Source organism: Klebsiella sp. RHBSTW-00215, assembly GCF_014103785.1.
Classification (GTDB): domain Bacteria; phylum Pseudomonadota; class Gammaproteobacteria; order Enterobacterales; family Enterobacteriaceae; genus Klebsiella.
Genome location: NZ_JABXQS010000001.1, coordinates 905,478 through 927,405 on the forward strand (window position 1 = coordinate 905,478; position 21,928 = coordinate 927,405).

Genomic DNA, 21,928 nt, shown 5'->3' on the forward strand with positions numbered 1-21,928 from the left:
ACTTACTTGAAGCGCCCGCCTGGTGACTATGACTCCGAAGGGATTACCAACGGTAGTGCGCGAACGCCTTGTTGGCTTCTGCCATGCGGTGAACGTCTTCACGTTTCTTAACTGCAGTACCTTTGTTGTCCGCAGCATCAGAGAGTTCGTTCGCCAGACGCAGAGCCATGGATTTATCACCACGTTTACGAGCAGCTTCAACGATCCAACGCATTGCCAGGGCATTACGACGAACCGGACGGACTTCAACTGGTACCTGATAAGTAGAACCACCAACGCGGCGAGACTTAACTTCTACAGTCGGGCGCACGTTGTCGAGAGCGACTTCGAAAGCTTCCAGTTCATTTTTACCAGAGCGCTGAGCCAGGGTCTCCAGCGCGCTGTATACGATTGCTTCTGCAGTAGATTTTTTACCATCTACCATCAGGATATTGACAAATTTAGCCAGCAGTTCTGATCCGAACTTAGGATCCGGCAGGATTTTACGCTGACCAATGACGCGACGACGTGGCATGGAAATACTCCGTTGTTAATTCAGGATTGTCCAAAACTCAAAGAGTTTAGTTTGACATTAATATAAAACGTTTGGCCTTACTTAACGGAGAACCATTAAGCCTTAGGACGTTTCACGCCATACTTGGAGCGTGCTTGCTTACGGTCTTTAACGCCGGAACAGTCAAGCGCACCACGAACGGTGTGGTAACGAACACCCGGAAGGTCTTTTACACGACCGCCACGGATCAGGATCACGGAGTGCTCCTGCAGGTTGTGGCCTTCACCACCGATATATGAAGAAACTTCAAAACCGTTAGTCAAACGAACACGACATACTTTACGCAGTGCGGAGTTCGGTTTTTTAGGAGTGGTAGTATATACACGAGTACATACGCCACGTTTCTGCGGGCAGGCTTCCAGCGCAGGCACGTTGCTCTTTGCAACTTTGCGTGCGCGTGGTTTGCGTACCAGCTGGTTAATTGTTGCCATTAAATAGCTCCTGGTTTTAGCTTTTGCTTCGTAAACATGTAATAAATCGCCTCATATAATATGAGGACGCAGAATTCTAGGGCGGTGCTGAAAAGGTGTCAAGAAATATACAACGATCCCGCCATTACCAGGCTAATTGCCCAGGGTGTTTGACTGTAAGTCTGACGAAATCAGTATAGCTAAGCCTGACGACACTGTCCGCAATTTGACCACCCAGCCCACGGGCTTCGATATCTTCTTGCAGAACATGAATGGTTATGGGGGCAGATTGCAGAATTTCAAGGAAGCGACTCCCGGCAACTGCTGCGACGACGCCATCAGACATCAGCAGGAGATCGTCTCCTTCTTTTGTAAAACGAAGCATTGTCGCAGTATCTGCATGCCAGGGAGATGTGCTTAATGTGTGGAGCATGCGAACCTCAAAAACGCAGTATCACGTTAAAATCGTCAAGCTGGGTTCGTAAAGCCTCTGGCTCCAGCCACTCGGCATCTACGATCCATGGCGTCGAAGAATTCAGGCCGCGCTCACGTGCAGAAGCCGCACATACCCAGCATTGCTCAATATCGTAGAGTGATAAAAGTTTGAAGGTAGAGATATAGTCGCGTGCCAGCACCGCTGCGGGCCGCTGTCCCGGAAGTAACTGGAACACGCCATCTCCGATGAAGAATACACCGATTTCCTCCGTCAGAGCGGATGTTGCAAGCAGTGCATCCAACCCTTCTCTGCCGGATGCTGAGCCGTGAGGAGTAGAGGAAAAAACAAAAGCTACGCGCTTCATCAGAACTGTACCATCCGGTCGCAGGTTAACGCGGCTTCCGCCAGCGCACCTAATCCGCTCAGCGTAAATCCAGGCTGTAAATTACAGGCTGGTAATCCCAGCTGTTGTGCTTCCTGTTGATCCACAACTCCTCGACGCAAAGCCGCGGCCACGCAGATATGCAAGGAAACAGCGTGATCGTCATGTAACGATTGCCATGCACGAACCAGATCAAACTCATCGCTAGCCGGTGCTGATAGCTGGTTTGCATTATAAACACCTTCGCGATAGAAAAAGATGCTGACCAGTTCATGGCCTTCCTGCAAAACAGCATGGGCAAACTGCAATGCGCTACTGGCCAACTGCGTACCGTAAGCAGGCCCCGTCACCGTAATCGCAAAGCGCATTACTTATCCAGCCCCTGGAAATCTCCGCTTTTAAACTGACGAATGTAGAGATACACCGTGTGTTTAGAGATATTCAACCTATCGGCAACCTGGTTGATGGCATCTTTGATGTCAAAGATGCCTTTTTCGTAAAGATTCAGGACTATCTGGCGGTTTTTAGCATTGTTAGAAACGTTACGATCGGCATTCACCTCTTCGATAGTGAACTCAAGCGTCTGCGCAACCAGATCGTCTACCGATGAGGCAAAGTTGACCTGCGAATTCACTTCCGTCGTTTCAGGCGGAATGAAGGTGCTCATTATTTGCGAGAACGGCACATCGAGGTTCATGTTGATGCACAGCAGGCCAATAACCCTATGTTCACGGTTGCGAATTGCAATCGTGACCGACTTCATCAGCACGCCGCTTTTGGCGCGAGTAAAATAGCATTTGGAAACGCTGCTATCGGCCCCGGTCATATCGTGCAGCATACGCAGCGCAAGGTCAGTGATTGGCGAGCCGATTTGACGGCCAGTATGTTCACCGTTGGCGATACGGATAGCGGAACATTTTAAGTCCTGCAACGAATGCAGTACGATTTCACAGTGGGAACCGATGAGCATCGCTAACCCGTCCACCACCGCTTCATAGGATTTGAGGATATCAAAGTCGGTCTGGTCAAAAGGACGTTGATCCAGCAAATCAAGCTCGCTGGTCTCGTTGGTTAAAAGCGACCTGGACATGAAAAAAAGCACTCCTTTTCAGGAGCCTGTCGTTATTGTCAGGGCAGGCTCATCATCATTATTAATCTATCTAAAGTAATACAGCGTCTGAGGTTCTTGCCAGTTTTAATTATATTTGCCCTCAATAAAAAAACCGCCGCCTGTAAAGGCGGCGGCTTAAACCAGATTACTTCTTGGCGTCAGCGGCCGGTGCTTCTGCGGCAGCTTCAGGCTTGGCATCAGCCTTTGGTGCCGGTTTGATATCCAGTAGCTCTACATCAAAGACCAGCGTGGAGTTCGCAGGAATTCCCGGAACGCCAGTTTTTCCGTAAGCCAGGTCCGGTGGGATAACCAGTTGAATTTTCCCGCCTTTCTTAATATTTTTCAGACCTTCTGTCCAGCCAGGGATAACGCCGTCCAGGCGGAAGGATAGCGGCTCGCCACGGGTGTAGGAGTTATCAAACTCTTTACCATCGATCAGCGTACCTTTGTAGTTTACGACGACAGTATCGCTATCTTTAGGCGCATCGCCAGTACCGGCTTTCTCAACTTTATACAGCAGGCCGGATTTAGAGGTTTTCACACCTTTCTCTTTAGCAAAGGTGTCGCGGTAAGCTTTACCTTTTGCATCGTTTTCAGATGCGTCTTTTTCCATTTTCTGCTGAGCAGCAGTTTTTACACGAGTTTCAAATGTCTGCAGAGTCTGTTCGATCTCCTGATCGGACAGTTTGCTCTTATTGGCAAAAGCGTCCTGAACGCCGGCGATCAGCTGGTCTTTATCCAGCTTGATACCCAGTTTTTCTTGTTCTTTCAGGGAGTTTTCCATGTAACGTCCCAGTGATGCACCCAGCGCATAAGCAGATTTCTGATCGTCATTTTTGAATGCCGATTTGCTTTCCGTTGCAGGTGCTGCTTTCGCTGCGGTATCAGCAGCAAAGGTCAGCGGTGCATTCATGGCGACGGCCATTGTGGTCGCCAGCAGCGTTACTTTAAACAGTGATTTCATCCATTTCTCCAGGGCCGGGGCATCTCACCCCAGGGTTATCGTAAAAAGCAAAAAACGTACTATAGAACGTTGTAGAGCAAATCTACATACAGACGTTCCTGAATATCGCCTCATTTAGGACTATTTTTGTATGAATTAGTTTCCTGCCACACGCAACGATGCTGCGCGGATGCTGAAACTTCAGTAGAATCCGACCGCAGAATAGGACAGAAGAGGTTACTCATGCACGATAGCACTTTAGAGACTCGCCTTGCGGAACTGGAGAGCAGGTTAGCGTTCCAGGAAATCACTATTGAAGACCTCAACAAGACCGTCACCGCTCACGAGATCGAAATGGCCAGGATGCGTGAACATTTACGCTTAATGGTAGAAAAGCTAAAAGCAACTCAACCATCGCATATCGCCTCACAGGCGGAAGAGACGCCTCCGCCCCATTACTAATGGCGTAAAAAAAGCGGGTTTCCCCGCTTTTTTTATTCCAGAACGCTAATGCGATGGAATTAGTGGCAACCGCAACCGCCATTACCGCCGCAACCACCTTTACCATGTTCGTGGTCATGGCCGTGACCGTGGCCACCGCAGCAACCGTCATGATCGTGGTCATGGTCATGATCGTGTCCATTCGCGCCGTGGACATGACCGTGCTCCAGCTCTTCAGCCGTTGCTTCGCGAATCGCGATAACTTCAACATTGAACTTCAGATTCTGGCCAGCCAACATGTGGTTACCGTCAACAACAACGTGCTCATCACCCACTTCAGTGATTTCAACCGGTACCGGGCCCTGGTCGGTTTCTGCCAGGAAGCGCATGCCTACCTGCAGTTCATCAACACCCATGAAAACGTCTTTAGGAACACGCTGAACCAGGTTTTCATCGTACTGTCCGTATGCGTCGTTAGCGCCGACTTCTACATCAAACTTGTCGCCCACTACATGACCATCCAGCGCATTTTCCAGGCCGGAAATCAGGGAGCCGTGACCATGCAGGTAGTCCAGCGGCGCGCTTGCCGGAGACTCATCAACCAACACACCGTCTTCTGTACGTACCTGATAGGCCAGGCTGACCACCAGGTCTTTTGCTACTTTCATGATATCTCCTGAGCAAGGGAAGAATAGTGGCGCAGATTGTAGCGGAATTCTGCAGCCGTGTACCCTCTAGCTTAAAAAAAGCCGATAGATAACGCTAGTCCGGATGAAAAATGCCTATCACTTGCTCCTCTTTGCGAACATGATCGCGAACTTCCTTATCAGCCTCACGCATCTGGTGGCCGCACTTAACGCATTCAACAATATCGACATTATTTTCACGCCACATTGCCAGCGAATCCAGAGCCTGGCACGCCGGACATTTCGCACCGGCAATAAAACGTTTACGCACCGCCATATTATTTACCTTTTATTCAAACTCATCCCAGCCGTCTAACTGCCTGCTCTCTTTTTGCATCTCTCGCTGAAAGATCTCTTCCAGCTCGCGCCTGGCTTCACGCACGCGGGATATCTGCAGGGTATCAGTATGCACCGGCATTAACTCACGCAGCATTCGCATATCGAGACGACGAAAGTGCAGTTGCGCACGCTGTGCCTGGTGTGGATGCATACCTATAGAGATAAGCGCTTTACGTCCCAACTCCAGCGCACTGGAGAACGTCTCGCGCGAAAATTGCGCCACTCCAGCCTGCAAAAGCTCATGCGCCTCAACGCGTCCCCGAGCTCGCGCCAGAATATTCAGATGCGGAAAATGCTGCTGGCACATCTCCACAAGCCTCATCGTATCCTCTGGCTCGTTACAGGTGATCACTATCGATTGTGCGTCCTCAGCCCCCGCGGCACGCAGCAGTTCGAGCTGCGTCGCGTCGCCAAAGTAGACTTTATAGCCGTATTTACGCATCAGGTTTACCGCACTGATATCGCGCTCCAGCACCGTAATGCGCATTTTATTCGCCATCAGCAGGCGGCCAATCACCTGCCCGAAACGCCCAAAGCCGACGATAATGACCTGTGGTTTATCATCCTCAACCCACGGAGCCTCATCCTCTTCTTCAGGCTGATTAAACCGCCGCGAAAGCACTTTATCGATTAGTGTCATAAGCAGCGGCGTGGTCATCATCGACAATGTCACCGTGACCAACAGCAGCGCCATCTGATCGTTTTGAAACAAACGAAGCGAAGCGGGCATCGAAAACAACACAAAGGCGAACTCTCCCCCTTGACTTAGAACGCCTGCAAACTGCATGCGCTCCGAGCTACGTAAGCCGTAAACTCGCGCCAGCAGATACAGGACTCCTCCTTTCACCGCGACCAGTATTGCAACGCTGGCGATAACCCATAGCAGATGGGTGTATAACACCCCGAGATTCAGCGCCATACCAACGGAAATAAAGAACAATCCGAGCAGCAGCCCTTTAAACGGCTCAATGGCGATTTCCAGTTCATGACGATACTCGCTCTCTGCCAGCAGTACGCCCGCGATAAACGTCCCCAGAGCCATCGATAAGCCGAGCGCATCCATAAATAGCGCCGATCCGAGTACCAACAGCAGGGTCGCAGCGGTAAAAACCTCTCGCACACCGGAACCAGCGATAAAACGGAAAACCGGTCGCAGTAGGTAGCGCCCACCGACCAGCATCCCACCGAAGGCCAGGACCTTTATCCCCACAGTGGCCCAATCAAAATGATCATCGCCCGAGCCAGCAAGTAGAGGAACCAGCGCAAGAGCAGGGATAACTGCCAGATCCTGGAACAGCAATACGGAGAAACCTAACTGTCCGGATTCGCTGCGGCTCATCCCTTTCTCACGCATGAGCTGTAGCGCCATGGCGGTTGAAGACATTGCCAACCCAATTCCGCCAACCACTGCAGCCTGCCATGAGAAGTCGCTAAGCATGAGCAAACCGCCAAGAATGAGCGCACTCAGGGCGACCTGCGCGGCACCTACGCCAAAAATTGAGCTTCTTAACCGCCAGAGCTTGGCCGGATTCAGCTCCAGCCCGATGATAAACATCAGGAAAACAACGCCTAACTCTGAGAAATGAAGAATTTCATCGACATCGCTAATGAAACCCAATCCCCACGGGCCAATGGCAATACCGGCCAACAGATACCCCAGAACGGCACCAATCCCCAGCCTCGCCGCCAACGGTACCGCAACCACGGCGGCAAACAGAAACAACACCCCCGCCAGCAGCAGATCAGCTCCCGCCATTTGAACCTCCTGCCGTTATAGGGTTAGCCAACCAGTCGCGATAGGCGCGCGCGTGGCTTTTCAAGTCGTTAGGGGATTGCCGCCGCGCCCAGTAGACGATAATAGGGCTCATCCAGTGCATTCTGCACATGCCAGCGGTTAGTTCAAAAGGACGCAGGATGTCGTTCATCGGATAGCGATGGGCATCCCGCCGATAGGCGCTCTCCGGCTCACCAGTGGTAATCACACTCCGCCAGTACTTTCCCGCCAGTTGGTTTCCCCCGGCTCCGCTGGCAAAGCCGCGGCTTAACACCCTGTCCAGCCACTCTTTCAGCAGTGCCGGGCAACTCCAGGTATATAGCGGATGCTGGAAAACGATCACCTCATGCTGACGCAGTAACTCCTGCTCCCAGGCAATATCGATAAAAAAATCTGGATAGTGCGCGTAGAGATCGTGCACGGTGACATTCGACAACTGTAAGGCCGGTTCAAGCAAAACCCGGTTGGCCACGGAATCCTGAGATTCTGGGTGGGCATACAGCAGCAAAACCTTCGCTGTCTGAGACATCTTTCCCCTCCCGAACGTCTTCTGGCGGCCTGTGCAGCGGCTGCGTCCCGACGCAACCAGAATGACTTTGTGTATCGTCTTCATTTTGGGCTACCATTGCGGCCCGGTTGAGCGATTCGCTCCACACTACATTATCATAATGACAAATTAACATAATCAGAACATACGGCGCCTTATGATTGTTTTCTCCTCGTTACAAATTCGTCGCGGCGTACGCGTCCTGCTGGATAACGCAACCGCCACCATCAACCCTGGGCAAAAAGTCGGTCTGGTGGGCAAAAACGGCTGCGGTAAATCCACCCTGCTTTCGCTTTTGAAAAACGAGATTAGCGCCGATGGTGGCACTATGACTTTTCCTGGCAACTGGCAGCTGGCGTGGGTTAACCAGGAAACCCCGGCGTTACCGCAACCAGCCATTGATTATGTCATTGATGGCGACCGCGAATTCCGCCAGCTTGAGGCCGATTTAAACCTGGCCAATGAACGCAATGACGGTCACGCCATCGCGACGGTGCACGGTAAACTCGACGCTGTCGACGCCTGGACCATACGTTCGCGCGCGGCCAGTCTGTTGCATGGTCTGGGTTTCAGTAATGAGCAGTTGGAGCAGCCGGTAAGCGACTTTTCCGGCGGCTGGCGTATGCGCCTTAATCTGGCACAGGCGCTAATTTGTCGCTCTGACCTGCTGCTACTTGATGAACCGACCAACCACCTTGACCTCGATGCGGTCATCTGGCTGGAAAAGTGGCTCAAAGGCTATGCCGGCACCCTGATTTTGATCTCTCACGATCGCGATTTCCTTGACCCCATCATCGACAAGATTATTCATATCGAGCAGCAGTCAATGTTCGAGTATACGGGCAACTACAGCTCATTTGAGATACAGCGCGCCACCCGCTTGGCACAGCAACAGGCAACATACGAAAGCCAGCAATTGCGCGTCGCTCATTTACAAAGCTATATCGATCGCTTCCGTGCGCAGGCTACCAAAGCTAAGCAGGCGCAGAGTCGTATCAAGATGCTTGAGCGTATGGAGCTTATCGCACCGGCCCACGTCGATAACCCGTTCCATTTTAGCTTCCGCGCACCGGAAAGCCTGCCGAACCCGCTACTGAAGATGGAAAAGGTCAGCGCCGGTTATGGCGAGCGAGTGATTCTCGACTCGATCAAGCTGAACCTGGTTCCGGGTTCACGCATCGGTCTGCTGGGGCGCAACGGTGCCGGTAAATCGACGCTGATAAAACTGCTGGCCGGTGAGTTACAGCCGCTACGCGGTGAGATTGGCCTGGCGAAGGGAATCAAACTTGGCTACTTCGCTCAGCATCAGCTTGAGTTCCTGCGCGCTGACGAATCCCCGCTGCAGCATCTGGCCCGTCTGGCTCCGCAGGTGCTGGAACAGAAGCTGCGCGACTATCTCGGCGGCTTTGGTTTTCAAAGCGACAAGGTCAATGAAGAGACACAGCGCTTCTCCGGCGGTGAAAAGGCGCGCCTGGTGCTGGCGTTAATCGTCTGGCAGCGGCCAAACCTGCTGCTGCTTGATGAACCGACTAACCACCTCGATCTCGATATGCGCCAGGCCTTAACCGAAGCGCTGATTGATTTTGAAGGCGCACTGGTGGTGGTCTCGCACGACCGCCATCTGATTCGTTCCACCACTGACGACCTCTATCTGGTGCACGACAGTAAAGTCGAGCCTTTTGACGGCGATCTGGAAGATTATCAGCAATGGCTAAGCGACTCGCAAAAGCAGGAAAGCCAGGCGTCAGAAGAATCAAAAGAGAGCGCCAACAGCGCTCAAGCGCGTAAAGATCAAAAACGCCGGGAAGCCGAGCTGCGCACGCAAACCCAACCGCTGCGTAAAGAGATTGCTCGCCTGGAAAAAGAGATGGAGAAACTGAACGCCAGTCTAACGCAGGCGGAAGAGAAGCTGGGCGACAGCGGCTTATACGACCAAAACCGCAAAGCAGAACTTACCGAATGTTTACAGCAACAAGCCAATGCAAAGTCCGGGCTTGAAGAGTGTGAAATGGCCTGGCTGGACGCACAAGAACAACTGGAACAGATGCTGCAGTAGAGTAGAGGCTGCTCGCGATTTCAAGCAGCCTCTAAAGGCGCCGGAGTGATGTGAGACACCCAGTCAAGGCGGGTTTCCCCGCCTTGCCAGCTACTTACCAGATTCGTAAGCCAGAGTCGCAGCGAATTCCGTTTCCAGCGTGTGATATCGCAGTTCACACAAGGTTTGTCGAGTGAGCCAGGTAAACGCTAAAAGCGTTATACAAACGATTAATACACACCATATCAGCGAATTTCGCGGCATTTTCATGGCTTCCTTCTCCTTGCCTTTCGACAGGTAAGAGGCTAGTCTGATGTTGTCTGGCATCAGGATGGCCTCGTAGGTTAATTTAGAGTTAACTTGCGGGGCTTTCTTCTTTCTGCCAGATGCCATTTGTAGCAAGAGGCCGAAAGCCTCAAGCGCCGCAACAACTTTACCACCACCACCCCGACGATAGCCTACGCCATCTGAAAATCAGAATCAGGATTGCCGGAACAGGTATTAGCCCTTAACGCTGCGCTGCCAACCGGGCGCGTATCTGTTCAAGATGTTCGCGGCGGAACACTTTGCCATCGAGGAAGCGAGTTTTTAGCTCTCCCTGCAGCTCCTGCTCCAGAGTTTGTTCATCATGCAGCTGCAGCTCTCCCAGAGCATCGCGCTCAACCCGTAAAAGACCGCGGGCCGAACGTTTCAGGCCATTGTCCGTTTTTGGCTCTTTGAAAATCATTCGCCCTTCGCCACTGACTTCCCCCCAGGTTGCTTTCATCGCAAAACCAAAGGTATCGCGCGTATTATACTGGTAGGTAAAGGAGCCCACGCCGAACACCACATTAGAACTGGCGAAACCCTTCGCTTCCAGACGACGCATGATCTCATCGGCTCTGGCGAGAGTAATGGAATCACCGTAAATCAGGCCCACATGGGGATCCAATACCTTGTAGCCTTTATCATTTATTGTGCCGCCAAAAATCTCCCACAGCACCTCGACAGAGCCTTTCTCTTCTACACTTCGTTCAGTACGTACATCATCGGTAGCAGCAGTACCGCACAGAATCTCAACCGGATCACCACTGTCCGGGCGGAACACAACCCGTCCCTGGCGCTGCATAATGATCTCCTTCAGTTCGCGGGTAAATTCACTCAGTACCCGCCAGTAATCCCAGGTATCGGAGACGATAGAAACAAATCCCTGCGGATAAATATCGGCAATCAGACGACGGAAGGTTTCTATCTCATGCTCACGCTCCCCCATACACATCACACTATGCTCAGTCGCCGGAATGCTGGCGCCGATAAAATAGTCTTCACTTTCGGTATAGTAATCGCGGGCATAGAGCAGTGCCGGAATGCTATCTGTCCCCTTGAAGCTTAACAAATGCCCACACCCCGCCTGGGCGGCATCCTGCAATCCGGCCATACCGCGAAATGAAAAATCGTGACACTGAAAATCGAGATGGGTCAGATCGCTACAGGTCTTTTCCGCCCAGCGTTCGCAGATTTTGCGATAGTGATGGGCAATAGTGGCATTGGTGGATGCCTTCCAAAGCTCTGCCGAAAGCACCGTTTCCAGGTAATTCACCAGCCAGAAAAATTCTTCTTTCGTATTAATGATGGTCAATACCGGCACCTTCATCGGCACTTTTGTACCTTCATCCAACGATTTAATGTGCAGCGGCAGATAGCCCAGACGATGTAGGTCGCGAATATGATCCACCGGGACCGCATCGCGACCAAGATAACCATCCATGACCTGCTTATATTCGTTCACCACTTCATCTTCCGGACGAGCAAAAAATGCCTCGTTGAACTGCTCGACAAGGAACCACTGCAAAAATCCCTGCAGACCGAAAAACACTAGCTTGCCATCTGCCAACGGCGACTGAAAAAAACGATCGCTACGCGGAGTGAAGTTAGAATAGACCCGCGTCGTACCCTGGGGATATTGCGCACGGTGAGAAACTTTGTAGCCATCAATAGCCAGAATAGGGTTAATTTTCATGATGATTTCTCCCTTAAGCGCCGTAGATCGCGTCAATGTCGATAAGTTCAAGCTGCGGATGTGCCAGCGTCGGAGCAGCCAAAGAAGTGGTGGTATAGATGGCATCAACGCCGTTGTTCAGCAGATGTTCAACGCCTTTTGAAAAAATGCCGTGTGTCACATACAAGCTGACGCTGCGGGCACCAGCATCGCGCAACACCTGCGCCGAACCGATAAAGGTGCCGCCGGCGTCGCATAAATCGTCAACAATCAGCAGATCCCTGCCCCTGACATCACCCGCAACCAGCGCAAAGCCTGTCAGGTTGCCGCTTGCCACATCACGTTTTTTGCTCAGAATGGCGTACTCCGAGACGCCTGTTGCTCTGGCTACGGCATCAATTTTTTTCAGCGCCCCCGCATCTGGCGCCACCAGCATTAGCGCCTTTTGCTGAAACCGATGGCATAGAGTCGTACTCAGCAACAGGCACCTCTCCTGTGGAATCGCCACAAAGTTATCTATTGCCGCCGCAGCAGCGTCGCTGTGAGGATCAAGCACTTTCACCTTATCGAACTTCAGCGTGTTGAGTTGAGTAGCAAAGACTCTCAACGCAAAACTGTCACCAGCAACCATATGTCGGTCCTGACGCGCCCACGGTAGCCAGGGTAGTTCGAGGTGGCTGACCAGCACATCGGTCTGGTGACGGACCGCGTCCACCAGTTGCGCAAGCAACATAAAGTCGTTCATATCCCGCATCGCAGCAGCGCGAATGCACATCAGGCGGGCAGAGGATGGCAACGGATTAGTCACCTTCAGCCAGACAGCGCCATCAGGAAAAACACCGTTGGCGATAGTGTAAGTCTGGTTATCCAGGGTTAACGTCAATTTCATACTCATCACTCTCCCCTCACAATTATGTCCCTTCGACACAATTAATAATGTCCTTAAGACACATACTAAGCAAGCATAAAAATGTATTATTTCACTGAGAAGGTAATCTACTGATAAATAATAATAAAAAACGCAGCCTTGCTGCTTAGTGTCGGGCTGGTACACTGATGGGCGTTCCAAATCATCGCGAGTAGCCTATGAACACCGAAGCCGACTATTTGAATCAATATGATGCCAGCCGCTTTCCCTCCCCTCTGGTGACGGTGGATAGCGTGTTATTCACGCTTCATCAACAAGCGCTGTGCGTCCTGCTGGTAGAGCGGGCAAACCACCCGCAGAAAGGGTATTGGGGATTGCCCGGCGGCTTTATTGATATGGCGCGCGATGACTCCACCCGCACCACCGCGATGCGTAAGCTCACTGAGAAAACCGGGGTTTCCCCTTCATGGTTGGAACAGCTGGACACTTTTTCCGGGCCCGATCGCGACCCACGCGGCTGGAGCCTGACCGTCACCTGGTTTGCACTAATTGCCTGGGCAGACTGCGAACCGCATATCGCCAGCGTCAACGATGCCCGTTGGGTGCCAATTGCCAGGCTTGCCGACTATTCCCTGGCGTTTGATCACCAGAAAATCATCGCCGCCGCCCTGCATCGCTTAAGGCAAAAAACCATGTATTCTTTACTGCCCGTTTACTGCTTGCCGGAGACCTTCACCCATGGCCAGCTACAGGAAGCGACGGAGATAATCCTCGGTCAGTCCATACAGCGTAAAAGCCTGATTCGCCGTTTTGAAGCGTCAGGGATGTTTGAAGAGACAGGTGAGAGCATGGCGACAGGAACAAGAAAGGCCCGCCTGTGGCGGCGTAAGCCTGGAGTGGATATTCATCTTTTCTCACGCAATCTGCTTACCGATTAGCCACAAGACCACATATTGGCTAACCTGCGCACTTCATGCGCGGTATAGTATGTATAAAGATTATTAATTGCTCTGGTGCTATGGTTGATATCACTCCCACAGAAATGACGCCCCCCGAAGACGACTCGCAGCAGTTTCACCCGATGCGCGGCGTTGGCAATCGTCATTTGCAAACCATGTTGCCGCGGCTAATCCGTCGCAAGCTACGTTTCACTCCACACTGGCAGCGTCTTGAATTACCGGATGGCGACTTTGTCGATCTGGCGTGGAGCGAAGAACCATCTCAGGCTCGTCATAAACCGCGATTGGTGGTGTTTCATGGTCTTGAGGGCAGCCTGCACAGCCCTTATGCTCACGGACTCGTCCACGCGGCCATGCAGCGCGGCTGGCTGGGCGTGGTGATGCATTTTCGCGGCTGTAGCGGCGAACCCAACCGAAATAACCGCATCTATCATTCAGGCGAAACGGAAGACGGCTCCTGGTTTTTACGTTGGCTTCAGCGCGAATACGGCGACGTGCCAACTGCAGCGGTGGGTTACTCGCTCGGGGGCAATATGCTGGGCTGCCTGTTGGCGAAAGAAGGTGACGATATTCCTGTCGATGCTGCCGTTATCGTCTCCGCGCCGTTTATGCTGGAAGCCTGTAGTTCTCATATGGATAAGGGGTTTTCCCGCGTTTATCAGCGTTATCTACTCAATCTGCTGAAGGCGAATGCCGCGCGTAAGCTGAAAGCTTATCCGGGCTCTTTGCCGGTTGATTTACGCCAGCTAAAAGGTATGCGCCGCATCCGCGAATTTGACGATAGCATCACCGCCAGGATCCACGGTTTTGCCGATGCGCTAGACTACTATCGCCAGTGTAGTGCGATGCCGCGCTTAAGCGACATCACTAAACCAACGCTGATTATTCATGCGAAGGACGATCCTTTTATGGATCACCACTCCATCCCGCCGCAAGAACAGCTACCGGCAAATGTCGAGTATCAACTTACAGAGCATGGCGGCCATGTTGGTTTTGTCGGTGGTACACTGCGCAAGCCGGAAATGTGGTTAGAACAGCGAATCCCGGATTGGCTAACTCGCTGGTTAGGAGGGCAAATATGATTATTCCCTGGCAGGATCTCGATCCCGAAACGCTGGATAACCTGATTGAAAGTTTTGTATTACGCGAAGGCACCGATTATGGTGAGCATGAACGTTCGCTGGCGGATAAAGTCGCCGATGTCAAACAACAGCTGAAAAGCGGAGAAGCCGCGCTGGTGTGGTCAGAGCTGCACGAGACGGTCAATATTATGCCCCGCAAGCAGTTTCACGGCTAAGGCGGCATCACACTATCGTTTACCCTGGGAGTTGTTATGTCTGCCAAACATCCGGTGATTGCCGTCACGGGCTCTAGCGGCGCGGGAACCACGACCACCAGCCTCGCCTTTCGCAAAATATTCGCCCAACTAAACCTCCACGCCGCCGAAGTGGAAGGCGATAGCTTTCACCGCTACACCCGCCCGGAAATGGACATGGCGATCCGCAAAGCGCGAGATCAGGGCAAACACATCAGCTACTTCGGTCCCGAGGCTAACGATTTCGGCCTGCTGGAGCAGACTTTCAGAGAATACGGGCTGAACGGTACAGGTCAGTCACGCAAGTATTTACACACCTATGATGAAGCCGTGCCGTGGAATCAGGTTCCTGGCACCTTCACTCCCTGGCAGTCGCTGCCTGAACCCACTGACGTGCTGTTTTATGAAGGCCTGCACGGCGGAGTTGTCACGCCCCAGCACAACGTCGCTGACCATGTTGATCTGTTGGTTGGGGTTGTGCCGATCGTTAACCTGGAGTGGATCCAGAAGCTTATCCGCGATACCAGCGAACGCGGCCACTCTCGTGAAGCGGTGATGGATTCCGTCGTTCGCTCGATGGAAGATTACATCAACTTCATCACCCCGCAGTTTTCACGCACTCACCTCAACTTCCAGCGCGTACCTACGGTGGATACGTCCAATCCATTTGCAGCCAAAGCAATCCCATCGCTGGATGAAAGCTTTGTCGTTATCCATTTCCGCAACTTACAGAATATCGATTTCCCCTGGCTACTGGCGATGCTTCAGGGCTCGTTTATCTCGCATATGAACACGCTAGTGGTACCGGGAGGGAAAATGGGGCTGGCTATGGAGCTTATCATGGCGCCATTGGTCGAGCGGCTAATGGAAGGCAGGAAAATCAACTAACAAAAAACCCCGGTAGCGCAGCGCATGCCGGGGCGACGAGTTCGCGCCGTTCGGCTTATCCCTCGATCACTTCATAAGAGTGAGTTATGTTTACTGCTTTCTCCAGCATCAGCGCCACCGAGCAATATTTTTCCGCCGATAGGTCAACTGCGCGAGAAACGGCAGCATCTTTCAGCTCTTTACCGGTCACGATAAAATGCAGATTGATATGGGTAAACAGACGTGGTGCTTCCTCGCGACGCTCAGAAGTCAGCTTAACTTCGCAGTTAGTGACGTTATGGCGTCCCTTCTGCAGGATAGAAACCACGTCAATTGCGCTACATCCGCCCGCCGCCATCAACACCATTTCCATCGGGCTGGGCGCTTTATCCCCGGAATTACCGTCCATCAGAATCTGGTGACCAGAAGCCGATTCACCAATGAAGGTTAACCCTTCAACCCATTTCACTCGCGCTTGCATAAATTTAACTCCAGGGCTGTAATTTTCCTGACAGATTACGCGCACATAACAATTCTCGCAACGGAAGGCGACCTAGGTCATGCTGAAGCGAGACACCAGGAGACACGCGGCGAAAGCTATGCTAAAACAATCGGGATGCTACAGTAATACATTGATGCACTGCATGTATGCTGAGGAGTTCACATTACAGGCTGCAGGAAATTTTCAGCCAGATTCCCAGGTATAGGGATTTAATACGATTGCATGCCCGGATGCCGTGTAGTGTCGGCATCTGGAGATAGCTTATAACAGAGGATAACCGCGCATGGTGCTTGGCAAACCGCAAACAGACCCTACCCTTGAATGGTTCTTGTCTCATTGCCACATTCATAAGTACCCCTCAAAGAGCACGCTGATCCACCAGGGTGAGAAAGCAGAAACGTTGTACTACATCGTTAAAGGCTCCGTGGCTGTACTCATCAAGGATGAAGAAGGTAAAGAGATGATCCTCTCTTACCTCAACCAGGGCGATTTCATCGGTGAATTAGGCCTGTTTGAAGAAGGTCAGGAACGTAGTGCATGGGTACGTGCGAAAACCGCATGTGAAGTGGCCGAAATCTCCTACAAAAAATTCCGTCAGTTGATCCAGGTTAACCCGGACATCCTGATGCGTCTCTCTTCGCAAATGGCACGTCGCCTGCAGGTTACGTCAGAGAAAGTCGGTAACCTCGCCTTCCTCGACGTGACGGGTCGTATCGCCCAGACGCTGCTGAACCTGGCAAAACAGCCTGATGCGATGACCCACCCGGACGGTATGCAAATTAAAATTACCCGTCAGGAAATCGGTCAGATCGTTGGATGCTCCCGCGAAACCGTTGGTCGTATCCTGAAAATGCTGGAAGATCAAAACCTGATCTCCGCGCATGGTAAAACTATCGTCGTCTACGGTACCCGTTAAGTCGGCAAAACGGCGTATTGCATAGCAATACGCCGTTTTTGTTTCCCCCTCATGTGGCGCAGGCTGATTTACCACCCGGAAGTCAACTACGCACTGCGGCAAACGCTGGTGTTGTGTCTGCCGGTCGCAATCGGACTTCTTCTCGGACATTTACAGCAGGGCTTACTGTTTTCCCTGGTACCAGCCTGTTGCAACATTGCCGGTCTGGACACACCACATAAGCGCTTCTTTAAACGCCTGATTATTGGCGGTTGCCTGTTTGCTGGCTGTAGCCTGATTGTCCAGCTCCTGCTGCAACGCGAGATCCCTCTACCGCTGATTCTCACTGGTCTGGCGCTAATCCTTGGGGTGACTGCCGAAATCAGTTCACTGCACGCGCGACTACTGCCTGCTTCACTTATTGCCGCCATTTTTACCCTCAGCCTTGCGGGCAACATGCCGGTGTGGGAGCCACTGCTAATCTACGCGCTCGGCACCTTATGGTATGGCGTCTTTAACTGGTTCTGGTTTTGGCTATGGCGCGAACAACCGCTGCGCGAGTCGCTGAGCCTGCTCTACCGCGAACTGGCTAACTATTGCGAGGCCAAATACAGCCTGCTGACCCAGCATACGGACCCGGCCACCTCGCTGCCGCCGCTACTTAACCGCCAGCAGAAAGTGGTTGATCTGATTACCCAGTGTTACCAGCAGATGCATATGCTGGCGGCCAATCAACGCAACGACCACAAACGTCTGTTGCGCGCTTTTCAGGTGGGGTTGGATTTACAGGAACATATCTCCGTTAGCCTGCATCAGCCGGAAGAAGTGCAGAAACTGGTGGAACGCAGTCACGCAGAAGCAGTGATTCGCTGGAATGCGCAAACCGTTGCCGCCCGCCTGCGTGAGTTGGCGGACGATCTTCTCTACCATCGTTACCCACAGCGCTTTCAGATGGATAAACAGATCGGCGCGCTGGAAAAAATTGCCTGGCAACATCCGGATAACCCGGTCGGCCAGTTCTGCGCCTGGCACTTCAGCCGTATCGCCCGGGTTTTGCGTACCCAGCGTCCTCTGTACACGCGCAACTTGATGGCGGATAAAACTCGACGTTTACCCCTGCTGCCAGCGCTGAAAAGCTACCTGTCGTTTAAATCTCCGGCGTTACGCAACGCCGCGCGCATCAGCGTAATGCTGAGCGCCGCCAGCCTGATGGGCAGCGCACTGCATCTGCCGAAACCCTACTGGATCCTGATGACTGTGCTGTTCGTGACGCAAAACGGCTACGGCGCGACGCGGGTGCGCATTGTTCACCGGGCGGCTGGAACGATTGCCGGGCTGGTGATCGCCGGACTGACGCTACACTTCCACGTGCCTGAAGGCTATACGCTGACCGCCATGCTCTTCATCACGCTGCTAAGCTACCTGATTATTCGTAAGAACTACGGCTGGGCAATGGTTGGTTTTACCGTCACGGCGGTTTATACCCTGCAATTACTCACGCTAAACGGTGAGCAGTTTATCATCGCCAGATTAATCGACACGCTTATTGGCTGTCTGATCGCTTTTGGTGGGATGGTTTGGCTATGGCCGCAGTGGCAAAGCGGTCTGCTACGCAAAAATGCCCACGACGCGCTGGAAGCCGATCAGGAAGCGATCCGGCTCATTCTTAGCGACGATCATCAGGCTCCGGCGCTGGCCTATCAGCGAATGCGCGTTAATCAGGCGCACAATGCGCTGTTTAACTCACTCAATCAGGCGATGCAGGAACCGGGCTTTAATTCGCACTATCTGGAAGATATGAAGCTGTGGGTAACCCATAGCCAGTTCATTGTTGAGCACATCAATGCGATGACCACCCTGGCGCGCGAGCACAATATGCTGACGCCGGATCTAGCTCAGCGTTATCTGGAGTCCTGTGAGATTGCGCTACAGCGCTGTCAGCAACGGCTGGATTCAGATGGACCGGGGAGCGCTGGAGATGTGAATATTATGGAGGCCCAGGATGCGGAAGTCCCTCGCGGCCCGCTCAGTACCATGGAACAGCATCTGCAGCGCATTCTGGGTCACCTGAACACCATGCACACCATTTCGTCGGTGGCATGGCGTCAGCGTCCGCATCATGGCATCTGGCTACGTACCACTAAGCGCTAAGCACACGCTCAACTGCCTGGGCAAAGCGCGCCATTCCTTCGGCAATATCGCTATCGTCAATCACCAGCGACGGCACAAAGCGCATGACGTCAGGCCCGGCGTTGAGCACCATCACGCCAGCGTCTGCGGCAGCATAAAGGAAGTCGCGGGCCCGGCCCTGATGCTGCGGCTTAAGCTCAGCACCGATTAGCAACCCCATTCCGCGGATATCGCTAAACAAATCGAACTGCGCGTCAATCTGCTGGAGATGTTTAACAAACAGCTCGCGCTTCGCACTCACACCATCCAATACTTCTGGCGTGTTAATCAGATCGAACGCCGCACCGCCCACTGCGCAGGCCAGCGGATTCCCGCCGTAGGTTGAACCATGAGATCCGGCATGGAAAGCACTGGCGATTTCATGAGTGGTTAGCATCGCGCTAATCGGGAAGCCACCGCCAAGCGCCTTAGCGCTGGTCAGAATATCCGGCGTCACGCCGTAGTGCATATAAGCGAACAGCGAGCCCGTACGCCCCATACCGCACTGCACTTCATCAAACACTAACAGTGCCTGGTGCTGATCGCACAGTTCACGCAACCCTTGCAGGAATTCAGGCGTCGCCGCAGTCACACCCCCCTCGCCCTGAATCGGTTCTACCACTACCGCGCAGGTATGATCGTCCATGACGGCTTTTACCGCGTGTAAATCGTTAAACGGCACGTGAACGATATCAGCCGGTTTCGGGCCAAAGCCATCGGAGTATTTCGGCTGACCGCCTACGGAGACGGTGAACAGCGAACGACCATGGAACGCATTGTGGAAGGCGATGATTTTGGTTTTATACGGGCTATGGCGAGTCACGGTGTAATGACGCGCCAGCTTGAACGCGGTTTCGTTAGCTTCCGTCCCGGAATTCATAAACACCACGCGATCGGCAAAAGTCGCATCGACCAGCTTACGTCCCAGGCGCAGGGCCGGTTCGTTGGTAAACACGTTACTGGTATGCCACAGAGTTTCGCCCTGCTCATGCAGTGCCGCCACCAGCGCCGGATGGCAATGACCGAGCGCGGTCACGGCAATACCGCCTGCGAAATCAACGTACTCTTTGCCCTGCTGATCCCATACGCGGCTGCCCTTGCCCTTCACCGGAATAAATTCTGCCGGTGCATAAATCGGCAAAATGACCTCATCGAATGTGGCGCGGGTGATTGCCGGTTGTTCAGTTGCCATGTCATGCCCATCCTTCTTCGTTATGCAGCAATGATTATGATAATCTAATCACAAAATATGCATAAAAAATCAATCAATGGCAACTACAAATCAACGATTGAGGAAGTTTGCCAGCAGTTGATGCCCCTGCTCGCTAAGAATGCTCTCCGGGTGAAACTGCACGCCTTCGAGATCAAACTCGCGATGGCGAATCCCCATGATCTCGCCCTCTTCGCTGCGGGCGGTGATCTCAAAGCATTCCCGTAGCGTTGGGGGATCGATCAATAAGGAGTGGTAGCGAGTAACGATGAGTGGATTATTCAACCCAGCAAACACCCCTTGCCCATTGTGAATGACAGGAGACGTTTTACCATGCATCACTTTGGCAGCCCGCACGATGGTCGCGCCGAAAACCTGCGCGATAGCCTGATGACCAAGGCAGACGCCCAGGAGCGGAGTCTTGCCGGAAAAGTGGCGAATCACCGCCAGCGAAATCCCTGATTCATCAGGGGTACAGGGGCCCGGCGAAATAACGATTTTCTCCGGCGCCAGCGCGATAATCTCCTCCAACGTCAACTCATCATTACGCCTGACAAGGACTTCGGCTCCCAGCTCGCAGAAGTACTGATATAAATTCCAGGTGAAAGAATCGTAGTTGTCGATAAGCAGGATCATGGCGGCTCCGGAAGTTACAAACCGGGGTATTCTACGCAGATTCTCGGGTTTCGCTTATCACTTTATCTGGCGGGAGAAAGCAGCGCGGGCTTGGTACCCGCGCAGGAGACATATTTTACGGCAGCACTTTCGCCGACAGAATAACAATCGGTTTAGACGGAACATTTTGATAAGGCCCAACGTTATGGGTCTGTACCTGAGAAATCTTATCCGCAACGTCCATTCCTTTCACGACCTTGCCGAAGACCGCATAGCCAAAATCACGCTGGCCGTGGTCGAGGAAAGCGTTATCTGCAATGTTGATAAAGAACTGGCTGGTCGCGCTGTCCTGATCGGCAGTACGCGCCATGGAGATGGTTCCACGGGTATTACGCAGGCCGTTGTCCGCTTCGTTTTTAATCGGCGGGTTAGGTTGCTTTTGCTGCATCTGCTCGTTAAAGCCGCCGCCCTGCACCATAAAGCCCGGGATCACACGGTGAAAGGTGGTGTTGTTATAGAAACCACTGTTGACGTACTTCAGGAAGTTATCTACCGAAATGGGTGCCTTCTGGCTATTCAGCTCAAGCTCAATATTGCCCGCAGAGGTGGTCAGCAACACATGAGGGTCGCCCTTCGCCGCCATGGCCGGGGAAAATGCTGAAAAGGCGAAAACGGCAGCCACCGCCACGAGAGTTGATTTGAGCATGGAAATTCCTTAACGGAGCAGAATAAAAAGCGAGTGCCTTGATTCTAAAGAGCCTTTGCATCCTGGGCCAGCCTTTTACCTAATTTTACTTAGCTGAAACACTTGTTACGACGCAATCATTAATCCATCAAATAATTAAATGTGATTTCAATCACATTTATTCGTGCAAAAAGATCTACATTTCAGA

The 21,928-nt window shown here is 52.5% G+C and carries 27 protein-coding genes; 8 read left to right on the plus strand and 19 right to left on the minus strand.

Annotated elements, in window-relative coordinates:
- Positions 1–43: 43 nt before the first annotated feature.
- The 7 genes from rpsG to fkpA all read right to left on the minus strand — a co-directional run bounded on the left by rpsG (position 44) and on the right by fkpA (position 3,856).
- Entirely contained in the window at positions 44–514 is a 471-nt protein-coding gene (rpsG, locus tag HV127_RS04485; RefSeq protein WP_004106370.1) for a 30S ribosomal protein S7, read from the minus strand.
- 95 nt (positions 515–609) lie between these two features.
- Positions 610–984, minus strand: coding sequence for a 30S ribosomal protein S12 (rpsL, locus tag HV127_RS04490; protein WP_110275007.1), 375 nt, complete (start codon positions 982–984; stop codon positions 610–612).
- A 124-nt stretch (positions 985–1,108) separates the two neighbouring features.
- The gene (gene tusB, locus HV127_RS04495) at positions 1,109–1,396 is read right to left on the minus strand and encodes a sulfurtransferase complex subunit TusB (RefSeq protein WP_182235108.1); all 288 of its coding nucleotides are present in this window, start codon (positions 1,394–1,396) and stop codon (positions 1,109–1,111) included.
- A 7-nt stretch (positions 1,397–1,403) separates the two neighbouring features.
- Positions 1,404–1,763, minus strand: a complete 360-nt coding sequence (gene tusC / locus HV127_RS04500) for a sulfurtransferase complex subunit TusC (RefSeq protein ID WP_112214738.1) — start codon at positions 1,761–1,763, stop codon at positions 1,404–1,406.
- Positions 1,763–2,149 (minus strand): sulfurtransferase complex subunit TusD, encoded by a 387-nt coding sequence (tusD, locus tag HV127_RS04505; RefSeq protein WP_181484674.1) that lies wholly within the window; start codon positions 2,147–2,149, stop codon positions 1,763–1,765. Before tusD ends, tusC begins: the two co-directional genes overlap by 1 nt.
- Positions 2,149–2,871 (minus strand): transcriptional regulator, encoded by a 723-nt coding sequence (locus tag HV127_RS04510; protein ID WP_110275001.1) that lies wholly within the window; start codon positions 2,869–2,871, stop codon positions 2,149–2,151. Before HV127_RS04510 ends, tusD begins: the two co-directional genes overlap by 1 nt.
- 166 nt (positions 2,872–3,037) lie before the next feature.
- Positions 3,038–3,856 (minus strand): FKBP-type peptidyl-prolyl cis-trans isomerase, encoded by an 819-nt coding sequence (gene fkpA, locus HV127_RS04515; protein WP_182235109.1) that lies wholly within the window; start codon positions 3,854–3,856, stop codon positions 3,038–3,040.
- Positions 3,857–4,078: 222 nt separating this feature from the next.
- On the opposite strand from fkpA, the gene HV127_RS04520 reads away from it, so the two are divergent.
- A complete protein-coding gene (locus HV127_RS04520) occupies positions 4,079–4,297 on the plus strand; it encodes a protein SlyX (protein ID WP_110274997.1) in 219 nt (72 codons plus the stop codon).
- A gap of 59 nt (positions 4,298–4,356) precedes the next feature.
- On the opposite strand, the gene slyD is transcribed toward HV127_RS04520, so the two are convergent.
- The 4 genes from slyD to kefG all read right to left on the minus strand — a co-directional run bounded on the left by slyD (position 4,357) and on the right by kefG (position 7,604).
- A complete protein-coding gene (gene slyD / locus HV127_RS04525) occupies positions 4,357–4,944 on the minus strand; it encodes a peptidylprolyl isomerase (protein WP_110274995.1) in 588 nt (195 codons plus the stop codon).
- Positions 4,945–5,038: 94 nt separating this feature from the next.
- Entirely contained in the window at positions 5,039–5,239 is a 201-nt protein-coding gene (locus HV127_RS04530; RefSeq protein ID WP_110274993.1) for a YheV family putative zinc ribbon protein, read from the minus strand.
- Positions 5,240–5,251: 12 nt separating this feature from the next.
- Positions 5,252–7,057 carry a glutathione-regulated potassium-efflux system protein KefB gene (kefB, locus tag HV127_RS04535; protein WP_182235110.1) on the minus strand — a complete coding sequence of 602 codons (1,806 nt, stop codon included), beginning with the start codon at positions 7,055–7,057 and terminating at the stop codon, positions 5,252–5,254.
- Positions 7,044–7,604, minus strand: coding sequence for a glutathione-regulated potassium-efflux system ancillary protein KefG (gene kefG / locus HV127_RS04540; RefSeq protein ID WP_142513304.1), 561 nt, complete (start codon positions 7,602–7,604; stop codon positions 7,044–7,046). Before kefG ends, kefB begins: the two co-directional genes overlap by 14 nt.
- A 175-nt stretch (positions 7,605–7,779) precedes the next feature.
- Between kefG and HV127_RS04545 the strand changes: the two genes are divergently transcribed.
- Positions 7,780–9,678 carry an ABC transporter ATP-binding protein gene (locus HV127_RS04545; RefSeq protein WP_182235111.1) on the plus strand — a complete coding sequence of 633 codons (1,899 nt, stop codon included), beginning with the start codon at positions 7,780–7,782 and terminating at the stop codon, positions 9,676–9,678.
- A 90-nt stretch (positions 9,679–9,768) separates the two neighbouring features.
- Here the strand turns inward: HV127_RS04545 and HV127_RS04550 are convergent, their stop codons facing one another.
- The 4 genes from HV127_RS04550 to prs all read right to left on the minus strand — a co-directional run bounded on the left by HV127_RS04550 (position 9,769) and on the right by prs (position 12,530).
- Positions 9,769–9,888, minus strand: coding sequence for a Hok/Gef family protein (locus tag HV127_RS04550; protein WP_228727518.1), 120 nt, complete (start codon positions 9,886–9,888; stop codon positions 9,769–9,771).
- On the minus strand, positions 9,833–10,006 hold the full coding sequence (locus HV127_RS31660) for a DUF5431 family protein (protein ID WP_228727519.1): 174 nt from the start codon (positions 10,004–10,006) through the stop codon (positions 9,833–9,835). The genes HV127_RS04550 and HV127_RS31660 overlap by 56 nt, the downstream gene beginning before the upstream one ends.
- Positions 10,007–10,165: 159 nt before the next feature.
- Positions 10,166–11,656 (minus strand): nicotinate phosphoribosyltransferase, encoded by a 1,491-nt coding sequence (locus tag HV127_RS04555; protein WP_182235112.1) that lies wholly within the window; start codon positions 11,654–11,656, stop codon positions 10,166–10,168.
- 13 nt (positions 11,657–11,669) lie between these two features.
- Positions 11,670–12,530 (minus strand): ribose-phosphate diphosphokinase, encoded by an 861-nt coding sequence (prs, locus tag HV127_RS04560; RefSeq protein WP_182235113.1) that lies wholly within the window; start codon positions 12,528–12,530, stop codon positions 11,670–11,672.
- Positions 12,531–12,721: 191 nt separating this feature from the next.
- Here prs and HV127_RS04565 point away from each other — a divergent pair, with 191 nt between their 5' ends.
- From HV127_RS04565 to HV127_RS04580, 4 genes are all read left to right on the plus strand, one after another.
- Positions 12,722–13,441, plus strand: a complete 720-nt coding sequence (locus HV127_RS04565) for an NUDIX domain-containing protein (protein ID WP_182235114.1) — start codon at positions 12,722–12,724, stop codon at positions 13,439–13,441.
- A 104-nt stretch (positions 13,442–13,545) separates the two neighbouring features.
- Positions 13,546–14,544, plus strand: coding sequence for a hydrolase (locus HV127_RS04570; protein ID WP_182240559.1), 999 nt, complete (start codon positions 13,546–13,548; stop codon positions 14,542–14,544).
- Positions 14,541–14,759 (plus strand): YheU family protein, encoded by a 219-nt coding sequence (locus tag HV127_RS04575; RefSeq protein WP_110274983.1) that lies wholly within the window; start codon positions 14,541–14,543, stop codon positions 14,757–14,759. The genes HV127_RS04570 and HV127_RS04575 overlap by 4 nt, the downstream gene beginning before the upstream one ends.
- A 36-nt stretch (positions 14,760–14,795) precedes the next feature.
- Positions 14,796–15,665 carry a phosphoribulokinase gene (locus HV127_RS04580; RefSeq protein WP_110274982.1) on the plus strand — a complete coding sequence of 290 codons (870 nt, stop codon included), beginning with the start codon at positions 14,796–14,798 and terminating at the stop codon, positions 15,663–15,665.
- A 55-nt stretch (positions 15,666–15,720) separates the two neighbouring features.
- Here HV127_RS04580 and HV127_RS04585 read toward each other — a convergent pair whose 3' ends face one another.
- Positions 15,721–16,125, minus strand: coding sequence for an OsmC family protein (locus tag HV127_RS04585; protein WP_004106401.1), 405 nt, complete (start codon positions 16,123–16,125; stop codon positions 15,721–15,723).
- A gap of 304 nt (positions 16,126–16,429) precedes the next feature.
- Here HV127_RS04585 and crp point away from each other — a divergent pair, with 304 nt between their 5' ends.
- Both crp and HV127_RS04595 read left to right on the plus strand, forming a co-directional pair.
- Positions 16,430–17,062, plus strand: a complete 633-nt coding sequence (gene crp / locus HV127_RS04590) for a cAMP-activated global transcriptional regulator CRP (RefSeq protein WP_000242758.1) — start codon at positions 16,430–16,432, stop codon at positions 17,060–17,062.
- A gap of 51 nt (positions 17,063–17,113) precedes the next feature.
- Positions 17,114–19,192, plus strand: a complete 2,079-nt coding sequence (locus HV127_RS04595; protein ID WP_182235115.1) for a YccS/YhfK family putative transporter — start codon at positions 17,114–17,116, stop codon at positions 19,190–19,192.
- Here the strand turns inward: HV127_RS04595 and HV127_RS04600 are convergent.
- From HV127_RS04600 to ppiA, 3 genes are all read right to left on the minus strand, one after another.
- Positions 19,182–20,402: an aspartate aminotransferase family protein gene (locus tag HV127_RS04600; protein WP_182235116.1), complete on the minus strand. Its 1,221-nt coding sequence runs from the start codon at positions 20,400–20,402 to the stop codon at positions 19,182–19,184. The genes HV127_RS04595 and HV127_RS04600 overlap by 11 nt on opposite strands.
- 90 nt (positions 20,403–20,492) lie before the next feature.
- Positions 20,493–21,056: an aminodeoxychorismate synthase component 2 gene (gene pabA / locus HV127_RS04605; RefSeq protein WP_182235117.1), complete on the minus strand. Its 564-nt coding sequence runs from the start codon at positions 21,054–21,056 to the stop codon at positions 20,493–20,495.
- Positions 21,057–21,171: 115 nt separating this feature from the next.
- On the minus strand, positions 21,172–21,741 hold the full coding sequence (ppiA, locus tag HV127_RS04610) for a peptidylprolyl isomerase A (RefSeq protein WP_110274978.1): 570 nt from the start codon (positions 21,739–21,741) through the stop codon (positions 21,172–21,174).
- Positions 21,742–21,928: the final 187 nt, after the last annotated feature.